General features: G+C 70.8%; 14 protein-coding genes. 1 reads left to right on the forward strand and 13 read right to left on the reverse strand.

Annotated features, from left to right (window positions below):
* Nucleotides 1–4: 4 nt before the first annotated feature.
* Nucleotides 5–1,069, reverse strand: a complete 1,065-nt coding sequence (locus ABZ824_RS27795; RefSeq protein WP_356966431.1) for a helix-turn-helix domain-containing protein — start codon at nt 1,067–1,069, stop codon at nt 5–7.
* A gap of 125 nt (nt 1,070–1,194) precedes the next feature.
* On the opposite strand from ABZ824_RS27795, the gene ABZ824_RS27800 reads away from it, so the two are divergent.
* Nucleotides 1,195–2,265: an aldo/keto reductase gene (locus tag ABZ824_RS27800; RefSeq protein WP_356966433.1), complete on the forward strand. Its 1,071-nt coding sequence runs from the start codon at nt 1,195–1,197 to the stop codon at nt 2,263–2,265.
* Between the two features lie 234 nt (nt 2,266–2,499).
* On the opposite strand, the gene holA is transcribed toward ABZ824_RS27800, so the two are convergent.
* The 12 genes from holA to ABZ824_RS27860 all read right to left on the reverse strand — a co-directional run bounded on the left by holA (nt 2,500) and on the right by ABZ824_RS27860 (nt 16,914).
* Complete coding sequence (gene holA / locus ABZ824_RS27805; protein WP_355072358.1) at nt 2,500–3,471, reverse strand: DNA polymerase III subunit delta; 972 nt, start codon at nt 3,469–3,471, stop codon at nt 2,500–2,502.
* 148 nt (nt 3,472–3,619) lie between these two features.
* Nucleotides 3,620–6,382: a ComEC/Rec2 family competence protein gene (locus ABZ824_RS27810; protein WP_356966436.1), complete on the reverse strand. Its 2,763-nt coding sequence runs from the start codon at nt 6,380–6,382 to the stop codon at nt 3,620–3,622.
* Nucleotides 6,379–7,215, reverse strand: a complete 837-nt coding sequence (locus tag ABZ824_RS27815) for a helix-hairpin-helix domain-containing protein (RefSeq protein WP_356966438.1) — start codon at nt 7,213–7,215, stop codon at nt 6,379–6,381. The genes ABZ824_RS27810 and ABZ824_RS27815 overlap by 4 nt, the downstream gene beginning before the upstream one ends.
* 672 nt (nt 7,216–7,887) lie before the next feature.
* Entirely contained in the window at nt 7,888–8,373 is a 486-nt protein-coding gene (locus tag ABZ824_RS27820; protein ID WP_356966440.1) for a GNAT family N-acetyltransferase, read from the reverse strand.
* 82 nt (nt 8,374–8,455) lie between these two features.
* The gene (locus tag ABZ824_RS27825; RefSeq protein WP_355072350.1) at nt 8,456–9,298 is read right to left on the reverse strand and encodes a DegV family protein; all 843 of its coding nucleotides are present in this window, start codon (nt 9,296–9,298) and stop codon (nt 8,456–8,458) included.
* A 3-nt stretch (nt 9,299–9,301) separates the two neighbouring features.
* Nucleotides 9,302–9,997: a diglucosylglycerate octanoyltransferase gene (gene octT / locus ABZ824_RS27830; RefSeq protein ID WP_355072959.1), complete on the reverse strand. Its 696-nt coding sequence runs from the start codon at nt 9,995–9,997 to the stop codon at nt 9,302–9,304.
* 799 nt (nt 9,998–10,796) lie between these two features.
* Nucleotides 10,797–11,459 (reverse strand): histidine phosphatase family protein, encoded by a 663-nt coding sequence (locus tag ABZ824_RS27835; protein WP_356966599.1) that lies wholly within the window; start codon nt 11,457–11,459, stop codon nt 10,797–10,799.
* Complete coding sequence (rsfS, locus tag ABZ824_RS27840) at nt 11,453–11,866, reverse strand: ribosome silencing factor (protein WP_355072349.1); 414 nt, start codon at nt 11,864–11,866, stop codon at nt 11,453–11,455. The genes ABZ824_RS27835 and rsfS overlap by 7 nt, the downstream gene beginning before the upstream one ends.
* 94 nt (nt 11,867–11,960) lie before the next feature.
* Nucleotides 11,961–12,602, reverse strand: a complete 642-nt coding sequence (nadD, locus tag ABZ824_RS27845) for a nicotinate-nucleotide adenylyltransferase (RefSeq protein WP_355072347.1) — start codon at nt 12,600–12,602, stop codon at nt 11,961–11,963.
* Between the two features lie 115 nt (nt 12,603–12,717).
* On the reverse strand, nt 12,718–14,670 hold the full coding sequence (locus ABZ824_RS27850; protein ID WP_356966443.1) for a hypothetical protein: 1,953 nt from the start codon (nt 14,668–14,670) through the stop codon (nt 12,718–12,720).
* Nucleotides 14,671–14,672: 2 nt separating this feature from the next.
* Entirely contained in the window at nt 14,673–16,523 is a 1,851-nt protein-coding gene (locus ABZ824_RS27855) for an HSP90 family protein (RefSeq protein ID WP_356966445.1), read from the reverse strand.
* Between the two features lie 49 nt (nt 16,524–16,572).
* Entirely contained in the window at nt 16,573–16,914 is a 342-nt protein-coding gene (locus ABZ824_RS27860) for an MmcQ/YjbR family DNA-binding protein (protein WP_355072343.1), read from the reverse strand.
* Between the last annotated feature and the right edge of the window lie 3 nt (nt 16,915–16,917).

Raw genomic sequence — 16,917 nt, forward strand, 5'->3', positions numbered from 1 at the left:
CCGGTCACCGCGTATCCAGGTCGGCGGTGAGCCGGTCGAGCGCCGTCTGGGAGTCCGCGTCGGCGGCGCGGTAGATGACGATCCGCTGGTCGGGATCCTGCACGGGTATGAGCACCTCGTAGCTGACGACCAGCGGACCCACCACCGGATGCCGCAGCGGCTTGTTCCCCCGTCCCTGCACGCGGACGTCGTGGCGGGCCCATGCCTGCTCGAACTCCGCGCTGTGGGCGGTGAACTCGGCGATCAGGTCGGCCAGCGCCCGGTCCTCCGGATGCGCGGCCCATGCCGCGCGCAGATCCGCGATGCCCTCCCGGATGATGCGCTCCCGCTCGACATAGAAATCTCGCATGCCCGGGTCGAGCAGGCACAACCACATGGAGTTGCGCTGCCGCTCCGGCAGCGCGCCGAAGTCCGTGATCAACGCCGCCATCTCCCGATTCCAGGCCAGGATGTCGTAGCGGTGGTTGACCAGCATCGCGGGCAGCGGGGACAGATCGCGCACCAGCATGGCCAGTGCGGGCGCGGGCACCGTGCTCGGCTTGCCGCTGTCCGGCTGCCGCTGTCGCGCCAGATCGAACAGGTAGGCGCGCTCGTCGTCGTTCAAGCACAGGGCCCGCGCCAGCGCGTTCAGCACGTCCACCGACGGCCGCAGGCCCCGCCCCTGCTCCAGCCGCACGATGTAGTCGGTGCTCACGCCGGCCAGTTCGGCCACCTCTTCCCGGCGCAGCCCCGGCGTCCGGCGCGCCTGCTTGCGCTGCGGCAAGCCGAGATCCTCCGGCGTCAGCCGCTCCCGGCGAGCCCGCAAGAAGGCGGCCATCTCCTGCACTCGATCCGCGCCGCTGCCGGACCCCGCGCGCGTGCGCGAACTCCCGCCGCTGGACCCGAGGTCGCGGCGCTGGGTCGAGTCCGCGCCGCTCCCGGGTCCGGCGTGATTACGCGGGCTGCCGCTGCCAGGCCTGGGATCGCGGCGCTGGGCCGACTCCGCGCCGCTCCCGGGTCCGGCGTGGGTACGCGGGCTGCCGCCACCGGAGGTGAGGTCGCGGCGCTGTGTGGGGTGCACGGTGCTCATCACCGTCGATCCTACGGCTGCCTAGGACTGGCTTTCCCAGGATGAAGCTTCCCTTACTGGTCCTCGCGCGGCGCTGAAGACTGGCTTCCGGCAACGAGACATCGCGAAAACACAAGGAGCTGGACATGTCCGGAGCTCGCACCCTCGACACCTACCGGCTGCTCGGCCGCTCGGGCCTTCGGGTGTCACCCCTGTCCCTGGGAACCATGACCTTCGGCGCCGATTGGGGCTGGGGCGCGGACCGGGACGAAGCCCGCAAGATCTTCGACACCTATGTCGAGCGCGGCGGCAACTTCATCGATACGGCCAACCAGTACACCAACGGCACCTCCGAGCAACTGCTCGGCGAATTCACCGCGGACAACCGCGAAAGCTTGGTGCTGGCCACCAAATACACCATGCTGCGCCGTCCGGGTGACCCGAATTCCGGTGGCAACCACCGCAAGAGCATGGTCGGCTCGGTGGAGGCCAGCCTGCGCAGGCTGAACACCGACTACATCGACCTGCTCTACTTGCACGCCTGGGATTTCCTGACCCCCGTCGAGGAGATCCTGCGCGGTATGGACGATCTGGTGCGCTCGGGCAAAGTGCTCTACGTCGGCATCTCCGACGCGCCCGCCTGGCAGATCGCCCGGATGCAGACCATCGCGGACCTGCGCGGCTGGTCGCCGCTGATCGCGCTGCAGATCGAATACAGCCTGATCGAGCGGACCGTCGAGCGCGACCTCATCCCGATGGCGCGCGAACTGGGCCTCGGTGTGATTCCGTGGTCACCACTGGCCAGCGGTGTGCTCACCGGCAAGTACAGCCGCGCCGACCTCGACCACCAGGCGGACGGTTCGCCCGAAGGCAGCCGCAAGAACGTGGCCGCCGCCAACGGCTCGCTCACCGAACGCGGCCTCGCCATCGCCGACGTCGTGAAGCAGGTCGCGGACGAGATCGGCAAGACACCCTCGCAGGTCGCGCTGGCCTGGACGCTGCGCGAGCCCGGAGTCACCTCGCCGATCATCGGCGCGCGCACGGCGGCGCAACTGGAGGACAACCTCGGCGCCCTCGACGTGGAGTTCGACGCCACCCAGCTCGCCAGGCTGGAACAGGCCAGTGCGGTGGATCTCGGATTCCCGCACGAATTCCTCAACCGCCCCATGACCCAGAGCGTCACCTTCGGCGACCTGAAGATCGAAGGGCGCGTCTGAGCGTCGATCCGATGCGGCGGTGCGAAGCGAGACCCGCACCGCCGCATGGGGTAGCACCTGATCGGCGGCGCGGCCGGTCTCCGGCGAGCTGCCGTCCGCCCTGCATGGGTAGCTGCCGAGTTGGGTGGTGACCAGCCCCGCATGGCGTTGAACCAGCGGGAACCAGGACCGAGGCTGAACCCTCTGAAGCGTGTGCTCCGGCGAACGCGTTGGAACGGGTCGACCGGACCCGGATCAGCTCGCGCCGTGCAGATCGAGGATTCGGGTAAGGGCGTGTTCCAGCGCGTAGCCCGCGTCGGCGGCGCCGCCTTTCACGTCGGCGTTGAGGGTCGCGACCACCTGGAGGGCGGAGCCGATGGTCGCGGGGGTCCAGTTGCGGGCCTGGGCTTGCGCTTTCTTCACCTTCCACGGCGGCATGCCGAGCTGCTGGGCCAGCTTGAACGGGTCGCCGCGCCCGGCCGAACCGACGCGCGCGATGGTGTGCACCGAGTCGGCGAGCGCGTCGGCGAGCAGGACATGCGGAACGCCGCGGTCGTTCGCCCAGCGAAGCGCCTCCATCGCACCGGGTCGATCCCCGGCCACCGCGAGCTCGGCCACGTCGAACCCGGAGACCTCGGCCTTGCCCGAGTAGTAGCGGCGCACGGCCGCGACATCGATCTTCCCTCCGGTGTCCGCGGCCAGCTGCCCGCACGCCGCGGCCAGCTCACGCAGGTCCGAGCCCACCGCTTCCAGCACCACTTGGACGACCTCGCCGGACACCCGCACTCCGGCGTTGCGGAACTCACCGCGCACGAACTCGACGCGCTCGGCGGCCTTGGTCAATTTGGCACAGTCGTGGGTGACGGCACCGGCTTTCTGCAGCGCGGGCGCGAGCGCCTTGGCCCGTCCGCCACCGGAGTGCACAACGACCAGCAACACACCCTCGGGCGGGCTCTGCGATGCCTCGGTGATCACCGCGACCGCGTCCTTACCCGCCTCGGCCGCCGCCTCGAGGATGATCACCCGGTCCTCGGCGAACAACGAGGGGCTCAGCAGTTCGGCCAGCTCCGCGGTACTCGCGTCCCCCGCGCGCAGGCGATCGACCGGCACCGCGTCCGGGTCCGGAGCCAACGCCCTCACCTGCGCGGTGAGCGCGCCCAGCGCCCGCTCGATCAGCAGTTCCTCTTCCCCGAGCACCAAATGCACGGGCGCGGGCCGCTCGCTCACGACGGCGCCTCCTCGTCGCCGGAGGGCGTCGTGCTCGATGGCGCTGCCGCCTTGCTCCATTCGCCGCGCTCGTCCACAGCCCGATCCTACGGTCCACGACCGACACCTCACCCCGGCCAGGGGTAGTCGCGGCACGCGTGATCCCCAGTCATCGCGAACTCGTCATACGCAAGTGGCCGCCTCCGGCCGAGACCACGATGTCGCCGTCCAGGTCCGTGCGTACCACCGTCGCGCCGAGGGCCGACAAGTCCGCGAGGACGGCGGGGGCGGGATGCCCGAAGGTGTTGTCCGCGCCGACGCTCACCAGTACCAAACGCGGACGCACCGCGTCGAGGAATTCCTTTGTGGTGGTGCGTGATCCGTGGTGCGGAAGTTTGAGGATCTCCGCCTGGATGGGAATTCCGGCGTGCATCAGAGCCCGCTGCGCGGTGGCCTCGATGTCCCCGGTGAGCAGAATCCTGCCCGCGGGCGTGCGAGCGGTGACGACCACCGAACGGTCGTTGGCGCCGTCGGTTTCCGCGCCCCGGACCGGTCGCGGACCGTTCCTGGCCGGTGCGAGCACCTCCAGTTCGATCGACCCGAAACTCAGAACATGTCCGGCCGACAATTCCAGCAGCGGCACTCCCGCGCTCCTGGCGATGGCCGCGACCTGGGTGAGACCGGAGGCAGCGGCAGGCGCGTCACCCGATGGACGCGCTTGGCTCCGCACCCCGTATCCGACTGGCCGACAATCGATTTGCGCGTGTCCCAGCACGGGAGCGGCGCGATCGTGGCTGCCCGGCAACCGGCTTCGCGCTTCTCGTCGGCCGAACGAAACGATTCGGTCTTTCCGGGCATGACCTTTCGCGAACCCGCTGAGCCGGTGCACCTCCGCGGCCGGTGCGGTGGCGGGCACGGAAGCGCACCCGAGCCCCGCTTCGGGCGTCGACCGATCGCGTGCGGGTGGCGCGAGCACGTCGAGCTCGTGGACGCCGACGGCGATCGCGTCGACCGTGCGGCCGTGCAGCGCGCCAGCGAGCCCGTCGATGTGATCCGCGTGCGGATGGGTGAGGATCAGCAGCGGGATGCGCGAGACGCGCAAACGATCCAGGCAGGTCCGGATCGGACGCGGATCCGGCCCGACATCGATGACCACGGCGGCGCCGGGACCGACCGACAGCGCGAGGCCATCACCTTGGCCGACGTCGCACGCCACGAGGACCCAGCCGGTCGGCGGCCAGCCGGGGTGCCAGAGCCGCACCGGGACCAGGACCACCGCGACGCCGACCACGACCGCGGCGGCGATCCGCCGCACCGGGCGAACACGCAATGCCGCGATCACGCCCACCACGACGGCACTCGCGATCAGACCTCCCGCCAGGCCACCCGGGACCGCGACGGACGCGCCGGGCAGCGCGGCCGCGTGGCGGGCCACCCACAACAGCCACCACAGCGGCGGTGCCGCGCAGCGCAGCGCCAAGTCGGCCGGCGGCGACCACAGGCTCGACAGCGCGGCACCGGCTGCCCCCGCGACGGTGATCGGCGCGACGACGGGCGCGACCAGCACGTTCGCGAGGACGGCGACCAGGCTGAGCTGTCCGGTGAGCGCGATCATGATCGGCGTCGTGACCACGAACGCCCCGGCGGACACGGCCACTGTCTCGGCGGGCACCCGCCACCATCCCCTGGCGCGCAACCAGTCGGCCCAGCTCGGCGCCAACAGGATCAGGCCACCCGTCGCGACGACCGACAACGCGAACCCCGCGTCGACGGCGAGCCCTGGCCAAAGGGCTAGCAACGCGATGATCGCGGCGCACAACGCGGGCAGCGCCTGCTTACGACGGCCGGTGAGCACGGCGAGCAGGGTGATCGCGCCCATCGCACCGGCGCGCAGCACGCTCGGGTCCGGCCTAGTGACGACGATGAACATCAGCAGCGCCACGGCGGCGACGGCCGTAGCACCGCGCGGGCCGAGCGTCAGCAGGCGTACGACGAGCAACACCACCGAGAGCAAGATGGTGAAATTCGCGCCGCTGACCACTGTCAGGTGTTGCAGCCCAGCGATCTTGAAATCCTCGCGCACCTGTTCGGGCAACGCCGAGGTATCGCCGACGACCAGCGCTGGCAGCAGCCCTGCGGCGTCGGACGGCAGGGCTCGCGTCGCCGAGGCCGCGAAGTCGGCGCGCACCGTATCGGCGGCGCGCTGCCACCACGGCAGCGGTCCGGCGGCAGTGGGCGCGTCCTGCGCGTGCAGCGTGACGACGGTGAGGTCGGACCGACGCGGCTGTTCCACCCTGGCCCGGAACTCGACCGGCCCGCCCGGCGACAAGTCACCCCACTCCGCACCGGAAGCCAGGACGACCACCGCGCCACCGGCACGTACCGTCACCCCGCCGCGTCGGTACTCGCGCAGATCCGCCCGGACCATCCATTGACGGTCCGCGCCGGAGACCTTGGCGCGCAGCGGTTTCGGATCGTCTGTCGGAATGACCACCACACGCACCGACTGGCCGGACGAAGCCCGCAGCGGATGGGTCGCCACGCGATGTTCCCGCCATGCCGCCGCGGCCGCGAACCCCGCGCCGAGCACCACGGCGGCGAGCGCAACCACCGCCACCGCTCGTCGGCGTTCGCCGCGGTGCGCGGTCACCCACAACAGCAACACCCACAACCCGATGGCCGAGACCGTCAACGCGATCGCCAGCGCGATCCCGGCCCGCCACCCTGCCGCCACCGCCACGATGGTCGCACCCCAGCAGCACAAAGCGGCGGGCAGCAGGCGAGCGTCGAGTGCCTGAACGACGCCGGGCTCCTCCGACGCGACGCCCTCCCCCGAACCTCGAACGGCTCCGGCGCGCGGGCGGGCCATGGACGATTCCGTATCGGCACCCAGCTTCCGGCGAACCAGTTCGAGCAACCCGGCGGCGTTCATACCCGCACCAGATCACGCAGCCGCGCCAAGCGGGCGGGGCCGATGCCCTCGACTTCACCGAGTTGCTCGATCGTGCTGAAGCGACCATTGGTGGTACGCCAGTTGATGATCGCGCGTGCGGTGACCGGCCCGACACCGGGGAGAGCATCGAGTTCGGCTTCGGAGGCAGTGTTGAGGTCGATCCGGCCCGCCGGGCTCGACGGACGGCTCGGCGCGGCGGCGGACCCGGTGGATGGGCGCCCGCCTGCGCCGATCGTGCCGCTGCCCTGCTGCGACGCGCCCGAACTCGGCGCGGCCGGACCGACCTGCACTTGATCGCCATCCGACAGCCGCTGCGCCAGATTCAGGCCGGTGGTGTCCGCGCCTTCACTCGGGCCGCCCGCCGCGGCGAGCGCGTCGGCGACACGCGAACCGTCGGGGAGACGAACCAAACCGCTGCGGTGGACCAGGCCGACCACGCTGACGACCAATTCCGTCGTCGGCGGGCCGGGATCGACTGCCCGCGGTGGCGCTCCGGCCGCGCTCGTGGTGGCAGCACTGGATGTCGCCAAGGCGACGCTCTGTCCGATCGGCAACGGCGGCACCGTGTGAGCGATCGGGCGTTCGCGGAACACGACCACCCCGGCGACGACCATCGCGGCAAGGCCGACAAGCGCGAGCGTACGGACCCCGTAGCGCCCCGGATCGAGCCGCAGACCCCGGAACCGTTCGGGCACGAGGCGGTGCAGCCGATTCGCGCCGGGCACCGGCTCCTCCAGCCAGCCGGGCGACCGAACTCGGCCGACATCGTCTTCGGACTCCCGGTCGGGCGCGGGATGGCCGGGCAGCCGCACGAGATCCCATTTCCCCGCGGCAGCAGGACGGCTCGCGGGCCGGGCCCCACCGGTTTGCGCGGCACCATCGGAGTGGTTTCTCACGGGTGCCGGCCGGCGGTCGCCTTCGTCATCCTCGGATTCGGCGGGGCGGGCATCCACCACCTTCCCGGCATCGGGTGCGGGTCGCGTCTCCCCAGCTGGGGGACCGGGGCGGACGGCAGGCGGCGTCCGGCCCGTCTGCCACCCGAGACTCACTGGACGCGCGGCATTTTCATCCGCAGTCGATGGGCGTGCGACCGTGCTCGATCGACCCCGGTATGGGACGGCCGCCGCGGCCATGGCGGTGCGGCTCGGACGATCCGGCTGCCCCGTTTCCCCCACGGGCACGCTACGCGCAGACCGCGCCGTCTCCCATCCAGACGGTCCGTGCTCCGCATCGGGCCCGGCCTTCCCGGTGCCGACACCGGCCGTCATGCTCGCGCCGACCCGGGCGGTCAGCTCACCCAATCGCCGCCGTACCCGCTCGCGTTCGTCCTGTCGTGACATGGCCGCGACGGTAGTGCGGGCAGACGCCGAAAAGACCGGTCCGACCAGCGGATTCGACGAACCTGTTGACAACCGCGGCCCTGTGCACAACTCGCCGGGGAACAGTGGCGGCTATGCCGGAACCCGCCGTGGCTCTGGTCCGCCTCAGCCCAGATCCTTGGCGAAGCAGTTCGACAGTGGAAGCACTTCGTACGGCGAGAAGATCGGAACTCGGTGGTAACCGCTGCGTTCGTAGAAGCGGACGGCCTCCGGTTGCAGGTGACCGGTTTGCAGGATCAATCGGGGGCGTCCAGCGGCGCGGGCGGCATCCTCGGCGGCGGTGAGCAATAGCGCCGCCGCTCCCGAGCCGCGATGCGCGGGGCGGACGAACATCCGCTTGACCTCGAGTTCCTCCCCGTTCCACCGCAGCGCGGCGTGACCCACCGGACCATCGGAGTACGCCACGAAAGTGCTGTGCACAGTGGCGGAATCCACCGCGTTCGGGTTCGTGGGCAGTTGCCTGGCCAGATGCGCGTAGCGCGGCCCGACCTCGGCCGCCATCTCCGCGCGCAACGTCACCGCGTCCGGATGGTCCCAGTCCACGGCGGTCACGGTGAGCGGAGGACGGACCGGCGGCGTCGCGGAACTCATGCTCCGACGCTAGCCGTACGCCGGGCGACGCGCTCGCATTCGGATCACCGAGATCGTTGTCCGCCCGAAGACCCGCACACGCTCAGCGACACCCGCCGGGGACGACGAGCACGCCGAGCGCCCCCAACCCGAGATGCACCGCCAGCGCGGGCCCGAACTCGGCGACGATGAGTTCTTCCAGGCCGGGAACGAGTTCCCGCAACTGGCCCGCGATGGTCTGTGCGGCGTCCTCGGCGCCCAGATGCTGTACGGCCACCGCGGCGCCGTCCTCGCCCGCCGCGTCGACTGCCGCGGCGACGAGTTTCGCGTACGCCTTGGAGCGCGTCCGGACCTTCTCCCGCAGCTCCAGCCGTCCCTCGACGATCTGCAGCAGCGGCTTGGTGACCAGCTCGCTGGCGAAGAACGTCGCCGCCGACGACAGTCTGCCGCCGCGCCGCAATTGCTCGGTGCGATTGACCAGGATGAACGTGCGGGCGCGCGCGGCGGCCGCCACCGCCGCGTCGTACACCACGTCCAGCGGCGCTCCCGACTCGGCACGCCGGGCGGCGGCCAGCACGGGCAGCCCGGTGGCCAACCCGGCTCCGAGCGAGTCGACCAGCCGGACGCGGTCGGCGGCGTCCATGTCGCGCACGGCCTGCCGACCGGCCTCCCATGTGCCCGACAGCCGCCGGGAAAGGTGCACCGCGACAACGCCGTCGCCGCCGCTGCGCTCCAAGGCCCGCTCGTACACCTCCCGCAGCTCGCCGGGCGAGGCGGCCGAAGTGGTCACGGTGTCGGAGGCATAGTCGATCTCGACCGGGTCGACGCCTTCCCGCATCGCCCGGTCACCGACCAGGACGTGCAGCGGGACGACGGCGATATCCAGCTCGTCGACATGTTCGGCAGGGAGGCTGGCGGACGAATCGGTGACGACCACGACTGCCACGGACTACCGAACCTCCTGCAGGGTCTTGACCATCGCGTTGGCCACCGCCGTGTGACCGTCCCAGCCCCAGTGGATGCCGTCCGGATTCGCCTCGCCGGAGAAGATGTTGTCGCGCACCGCTTCCCCCAGGTCGACCAGCGGCACCGAAGTCCGGTTCGACCAAGAGCGCAGCGCCTCGACCGCCCGTGGCCGCCCGGAGTGCACGCGGCCGTAGGCCTCGCAGTTGTGCACCGAGGGCAGCACCGCGACGACCGGCAGGTCAGGGCGCAACTGCGCCAGCGCCGTGCGGCACTGTTCCAGATAGTCGACACTCACCTTCGGCGGAAGCGCCACGGGCCTGCCGAGTTTCGACAGCTTGGGCTGCAGCCAGTTGTAAGTGGCGCGGACGACGCGGCGCAGCGCGGGCGGGCGCACATAGCGGATCAGTTCGCGCAGCGCGGTGGGCAATGGCGAGGGCAGCGTGTCCATGCCGCCGACGGCGAAGACCACCGCACCGGCGCGCGGCACCGCCGCCCACACCCGAGGATCGCCGATCAGGGCCCAATAGGCGTCGCGGCAGGTCCAGCCGATCCGGGCGACCAATTCGACGTCCCAATCCAGTTCGGCCGCAACGAGGTTCGGCCAGATACGCGGATGGTCGGCAGGCAGTCCGCCCTTGGGCCCGAAGTAGGACAGGGAGTCGGCGATCACCAGCAGCACCGGGCGCCCGGCTTCGCGCGTTTCGGCGGGTTCGTCGGCGCCCGCGGATTCCGGAGCGACAGCGGCGAACTCGGGCGCAGCGAGTTCAGGTTCTCCTGGCACAGCGGATCCGGGCGTCGCGGACTCGATCACGGCGTCTGTCGGCGCGGGCGATGCGGAAATCGCGTCGGCCGCGGACCCCTCTCTTGCCGGAGTAACAGGTTCGCCGAGCGCCGCAGCGCACCCATTACCCGCCGAGACAACCGGTTCGTCGAGCACCGCTGCGAACCCAGCCGCCACCGTGGCATCCGATTCGGCGATTGTGTCGGCCGCGGCCCCGTCCGTCACCGCGACCGATTTGCCGAATGCTCCGGCGAATCCATCCGCCCGTGTGCCAACCGATTCCGCGATCGCAGAGGCCGCGGAACCGTCCGCCGCCGGGGCAACCGGTTCGCCGAACGTTGCAGTGGACCCGTCCCCCGTCGAGGAGATCGATTCGCCGAGCGTTTCCGCCGACTCGGCAATCCGTTCCGGAGCGTCGTTCGCGGCACCGACGGGCGAGGCGTCGCCGCCGCCGACGTGTACCTGCGGCTCGGCGCTGGTGACGATGTCACCGGATCCGTCGTCCTCCGAGTCGGATTCCTCTCCGGACTCGGACCCGCCGCCGGAATCGCCTGCCGCGCCGGAAGCTTCGTCGGATGTAGCCGCGGATTCGCGGGAAGCCGGTGGCGGACCGCCGAACAACGCGTCGGGCAACTGCCGTTCGGCCTTCGCCGAGACCTTACGGAACAGTTCGTCCGGGACCGATCTGATCGGCTCTTCAGAGGACATCCGGTGCTACCTTCGCCGCTGCGTTCCACACATCCAGACGCCAACCGGGCTGTTCGATGCTCGGGCCGTGACTGCTGAGCTGCACCCAGCTGGTATTGGCCAGTCCTCCGAGGATCGGCCAGTTCTGCGGCGGCAGGTCGAGCAGCGCAGCCGTGAGGGCGGCGATCAGCCCGCCGTGCGCCACCAGGATGATAGTCCGGCCCGGCCAGTCCTGCCGTTCGACCAGCAACTCCTGCACCACCGGCAGCGACCGCGCCCCGACCTCGAGTTTGCTCTCGCCGTTGGGCGGGGTGTAGCGCGCGTCCAGCCGCCACGCCATGCGCGCGCCCGGATAGTCGGCGTCGACCTCCAGGTGGGTCAATCCCTCCCAGTCGCCGAGATTGGTCTCCCGCAACCTGACGTCGGGCACGACGGTGAGCCCAGTGTGTTCGGCCAGAGCCGTCGCGGTGTCGAAGGCACGGCGCAGATCCGAAGCGTGGATAGCGATGGCGTTGCGCGAAACCAGTTCGCGTGCCGCCTCTTTGGCCTGTCTGCGACCGAGTTCGGTGAGATCGGTGTCGATCTGGCCTTGCATGCGGTCGGTGGCGTTCCATTCGGTCTGCCCGTGGCGCAACAGGATGAGGGTGCGCACGCCGGCATGTCTGCTCACGATCGCGCCTCGTCCTCCGTCGCCGCGGCGCGCGAATCCGGCGCGGCCCCGGTGAGACCGGCGACCGGCACCACGGGGCAGTCCTTCCACAGGCGTTCCAGCGCATAAAAATTGCGCTCGTCGTTGTGCTGGATGTGCACGACGACGTCGACGTAGTCCAGCAGCGCCCAGCGGCCTTCGCGGGTGCCCTCGCGCCGGACCGGCTTGTGCCCGGCCGCGCGGAGCTTCTCCTCCACGTTGTCGACGATGGCGTTGACCTGACGCTCGTTGGGCGCGGACGCGATCACGAAGCAGTCGGTGATCACCAGCTGCTCCGACACATCGAGCACCACAACGTCGGACGCCAGCTTCTCGTCGGCGGCCAGCGCGGCGACCTGCGCGATCTCCACCGACTCGGTCGACGCGGTCATGCCTGCACCCCCCGGGCGCTCGGCGGGACGGCACTCGCGGCCGTGGGGATCGTTCGCTCGCTCATGCCCGCACCTTCGCTGCGCTCGCTCACGCTCAGCTACCTTCCGCTGCTCCGGGCACATACAGGTGCCGCTTCGATATGTACTGCACCACGCCGTCGGGGACGAGGTACCACACCGGCCGATTCTCGGCGGCGCGGCGACGGCATTCGCTCGACGAGATCGCCAGCGCGGGGACCTCGACCATGGTCACCGCATCCGGCGGGAGATCCCGCAGATGCTCCTCGAGATGATCGATGTTCAGCTCGTACCCCGGACGGCTCACCCCGACGAACTTCGCCAGTTCGAACAGTTCTGCCCAATCCTGCCATGTGAGGATGCTGGCCAGCGCGTCCGCACCGGTGATGAAGTACAGCTCGGCGCCGGGATGGGCCGATCGCATCTCCCGCAGGGTGTCGACGGTATAGGTGACCTTGCCGCGCTCGATGTCCGCACGGCTCACCGAGAACCGTGGGTTGGACGCGGTCGCGATGACGGTCATCAGGTACCGATCCTCGGCCGGGCTGACCTGCTTGTGCGATTTCTGCCAGGGCTGCCCGGTCGGGACGAAGATCACTTCGTCCAGGTCGAACCGGTGCGCGACCTCGCTGGCGGCGACCAGATGCCCGTGGTGGATGGGGTCGAACGTGCCGCCCATCACCCCGAGCTTGCGGCCGCGCCGACCTGTCTCGTGCATGACTGCCGAGCTTAACGGGTCGCTCACGGCCCGCACGGGGCCGGTAAGCGGGGGCGGGCGGCGAACTGGGGACACCCGCCCGCACTATGCCCCGCCGCACGGGCCCGGCGGCGCCTCAGGCGGTGGCGTCTCCCATCTCGCGCATCCGGGCCAGCTGCTCGCGGGCGCGCGCGAGTTCATCCGCCGCCTCGGCCGACCGGCCCGCCAGCGGGGCCAGCTCGGCGATCAGCGTCCGCATCGAGGTGAGCCCGGATTCGGGATCGGATTCGCCGCACACGCGCAGCCAGGCCGCCGCCCGCAGGCAACGCGCCCGCTCCGCCACCGCGCCCAGCCCGGCCCACAGCTGCGCGGCGCGCTGGTAGGCGGCCACCGCCTCGTCGTCCTGCCCGCAGTACTCGAGCGCGGTGGCGGCCGACCACGCCAGCTCGGCGTGCAGCTTCGTCCGCTCCGGGTCGCGTTCGACGAGTCGTGCCGCCTCCAGGAACTGCCGCGCGGCCTCGCGGTGGCGGTTCAGTGCGTTCAGCGATCGGCCGAACTGCGCGCGCACCACCGCCAGTTCGCCGGACGGATACGGAATCACGCCGCTGAGCAGCGCGTGTTCGAACAGGGCGACGGCCTCGCCGTGGCGCTCCGCGCGATGGAACGCGCGTGCGGCGACCACGGTGTGATGCAGTACATCCGGTTCGGACAGCCCTTCCCAGCGTGCCGCGGCGCGCACCGCGGCATCGGCCAGATCGAGTTCGCGGTCCGGCTGGCTCGCGATGGCGATGACCAGCTGCGCGCCCAGCCGGGCGGCCTCCTCCCCGGCCAGCACCTGCGTACCGAGCGCCAGCGCTTCCCGCAGGTGCGCTTCCGCCTCCTCGGGCGTATCGGCGAGCCGGGCGGCACCGAGTTCGGCCAGCCTGCGGACCTCCGTCGCTCGGTCGCCGGAGAAGTCGTCGGCCGCCCGGACGCTGTCCGGCGCGCTCGCGGCGCGCGGCAGTGTGCTGCGCAAACCGAGCGGCAACCGGTCCAGTAGCGGTTCGGCCGCGAGCCGGGCAGCGGTGCGCAGGCTGACCGAGCTGTTGCCGTTGCGGGCGTCGTAGCGGGCACACAACGCGCCGATCTCGACCTCCAACCGGGCGCGCACCGATTCCACCGTCCCCTCCGCAAGCGGAAGATCACCCAGTCGCAGCGCCACCAGCCTGCGCAGCAGCACGCACACGCCGGTGGCGAAGGCCAGGCGCGCGCCCGCGTCGGCTCCGGAATCGGCCAGCCAGTTCGCGTGCTCGGTGAGAATTTCCAGCCCGCGTGCCTCGTTGCCGGTCAGCGCGCAGAATTCCATGTGCGACGCCACCGACGGACGCAGGTCCTCGGTGTGCCGGACCAGCGGATACCCGGTCAGGTGCGCCCCGCGTGCCGCCGCGACGCGGCCGGTGCGCACCAGCGGGAGCAGTGCCTGCGCCAGAACGCGGTGCGGCTCCTCCGCGCAGGTCCGTTCGCCGTCGAGCACGGGCTTCCAGTGCGCGAGTCCGCCCTCGTCGTCACCGAGAGACACGCTCGTCACGCCCCATTCGCCGCGCTCGCAGGCATCGCAGTCGGACATGCTGTCGCGCGGTGCGGCCATCGCCTGTTCCAGCCACGCGGCGGCGGACGCGGTGTCACCGATCTCGCGGGCGAGTTCGGAGCGCAGGGCCAGCACCGGGCGCGGACTGTAGCCGCGCTGCCGGTAGCGGCTGTCCAGTTCGTCGAACCAGCGATCGATCGTGGACAGCGGCAGCGCGGGGTTGCCGACCATGCCCCAGGTCACCCATTTCAGATACCAGTGCACCGAGTGCGTCATCGAGCCCAGCTCGGCGGAGTGGTCGTCGTAGATCCGCAGCAACCTGCCGTAGGCGACGGGCACCAGATCGCGTTCGCCCGCGTAGGTGTACGACTGCGCGAGCTCCAGCAGCACCCTGCCTTCCAGCGCGCGATCCGATCCGGTTCGCGCGGCCGCGGCCAGGGTCTCCAGTCGCTCGGTGCGCGTCCGGCCGTGCGGTAGCGCATAGACCTGCGCCAGCGCCGCGCCGATCTCGGCGGCGTCCATGCTCACTCCGTCTCTTCACCGCGGTCGGCGGCACGTTGGGTGGCCCAGCCGAGGAATTCGCCGAAGGCGCGATTGAGCAGCGCCGTGTCGGCCGCGCTCAGCGGACGGTGGGTCATCAACAGGGCCTGCCCGTAGAGCGATTCCACCGCCGTCTTCCGGAAGCCGGGATCGTCGATGCGGGACAGCCTGCGCACGATCGGGCTGTGGTGGTTGAGCACCAGCCGAGCGCGCGGTGTCGTGACCGCCAGGGCGCCGAGGATCTCGGTCCACAGGTCGTCGGCGTCCCCGGCCGTCTGCGCTCTGGCGCGTTCGTTGCGTGCGGCACGGCCGTCGAGATAGAGCGCGGGCACCGTGACCGGATGGAAGGCGCGCACGATGACGTCGCACGACAGCGGGTCGAGCACGGTTCGCGCCAGTTCGAGCACCGGGGCCAGCGCCAGTTCGTCGCCTGGGTCGACCGGGTCGAGCGCCGCGGCGATCGCGTCGGCGTCCAGGTCGACCACTTCGACGCCGGGCAGCAGCCGCGGCAACCGCGCGATCAACTCCCGGTCGTAGGCGTAGCCGCCGTTGACGACGCCGATGCCCTGCGCGGCGGCGGTGGCCGCCACCTGACGGAACTCCTCGACCGTCGCCGTCACCCGGACGGTGCGGTGGTGGCGGGCGAACTCGGTGAGCGGCACGCGCCCGTCGGTGGTCTCGAAGTGCAGATGGGGCAGCATGATGCGCAGCAGTTCGACGGAATGGCTCGCCATCGCCTTCACGCCGAGTGCGTGCACGGACAGGAACGCGGCCAGCCGCTGCGGCTGTTCGGCGGCGATCTCGGTGAGCCAGTCCCGGATCCGGTCTCCGAGCACCTCGCGCACGACGGCGAGCCGCTCGTCCTCGTAGAGGCCCTCCCTCGACGCGGTGGGGCGCAGCGTGTCGGTGTCGAGCACGCAGCGCACGAAGAACGCCCAATCCGGCAGCACGCCGCGCACCGCGTCGCCCAGGAGCATGCCCTTCAGGTACACCCGATGCGCACTGCTGTCGGACGGGTTGCCCGGCTGGGACAGGACATAGGCCACACCGCTGACGCCTGCCGCACCGGCATCGAGCTCGATGGCGTCGAGCGGGACGAAGCCCAGCGTCCGGTGACCGTAGTCGAGCAGGGCGGCCCTGCGCCGCTGCGCCGACGGATACGCGCGGCGCCAGACCGGAACGCCTTCGGTGACCGTCGTCACAGCACCGTCCGACTCCACCGTCACCTCGTAGGGCAGCAGCGACCCGAATTCGCGTGCCAGGTCGGTCACCCGCTGCGGCCGGAACCACTCCCCGGCTCCCCCGCGCGGGGTGAGCCACACCGTCGTGCCCGGTTCCGCGTACTCGCCTCGATCGAGTGAGCGCACCGAGTAGGTGCCGTCGGCGCGGGCCAGCCACTCGACCGGCGAGGCGGTCGGGTCGGCGGCCGATCGGGTGACCACCCGGATCGTCTCGGCGACCGTGAAACAGGCCAGCAGCCCGATCCCGAACTGTCCGAGGAAGTCCCGTCGTGCGCCTTCGATGTCGTCGCGTTTGGACGAGCGGCCGATGGTGGCGAGGAACCGGTGCACGTCGGCGTCGGTCAGGCCGACACCGGGATCGCTGATCCGCAGCCCGGACTCGTCCACGGAGAGCCGAATTCCGGTGGGAGCCAGCGGATCGAGTCGAACACGCGCGGTGACCGCGTCGACGGCGTTCTGCAACAGCTCGCGCAGATAGACCCGCGGACTCGAATAGAGGTGATGAGAGAGCAGATCGACTATCCCGCGCAAATCGACCTGAAACGAATAGTTGTTGTGCACCGCCGCCGGATCGTCCGGCGTTCTGTTCCCCATGGCCGCCGATCTTGTCGGCGCAAGCCAAAGATCCCCTTAACGAACCCTTTCAGGCGGTCGGGCGCTTGCTCTTCGGCAGCTTGCGCACGACGGCCTCGTAGGAGAGATCGACCAGCTCGTAGAGTTCGTTATCCGAGACCGCGCCGCCGAACTGGATGACGTTCCAGCCGTACCGCCCGATGTAGGCCGACGCCGCCACGTCCCCCGGGTACACCCGGACCAGTTCGTCGGCCTCCTCGCGGGTCCGCCCGCATTTGAGGCCGACCGATGTCGCGCCGAGGAAGGCGAAGATCTTGTCGCCGACCTTGGCGACGACGTCGCCCTCCCACGGTTCGTCCTGCCAGGCGCCCGGCTTGGCCAGGCAGTAGCTCAGCAGCGCGGCATCGTCCATGCC

It is taken from the genome of Nocardia sp. NPDC047038, from assembly GCF_040644075.1.
Classification (GTDB): domain Bacteria; phylum Actinomycetota; class Actinomycetes; order Mycobacteriales; family Mycobacteriaceae; genus Nocardia; species Nocardia sichangensis.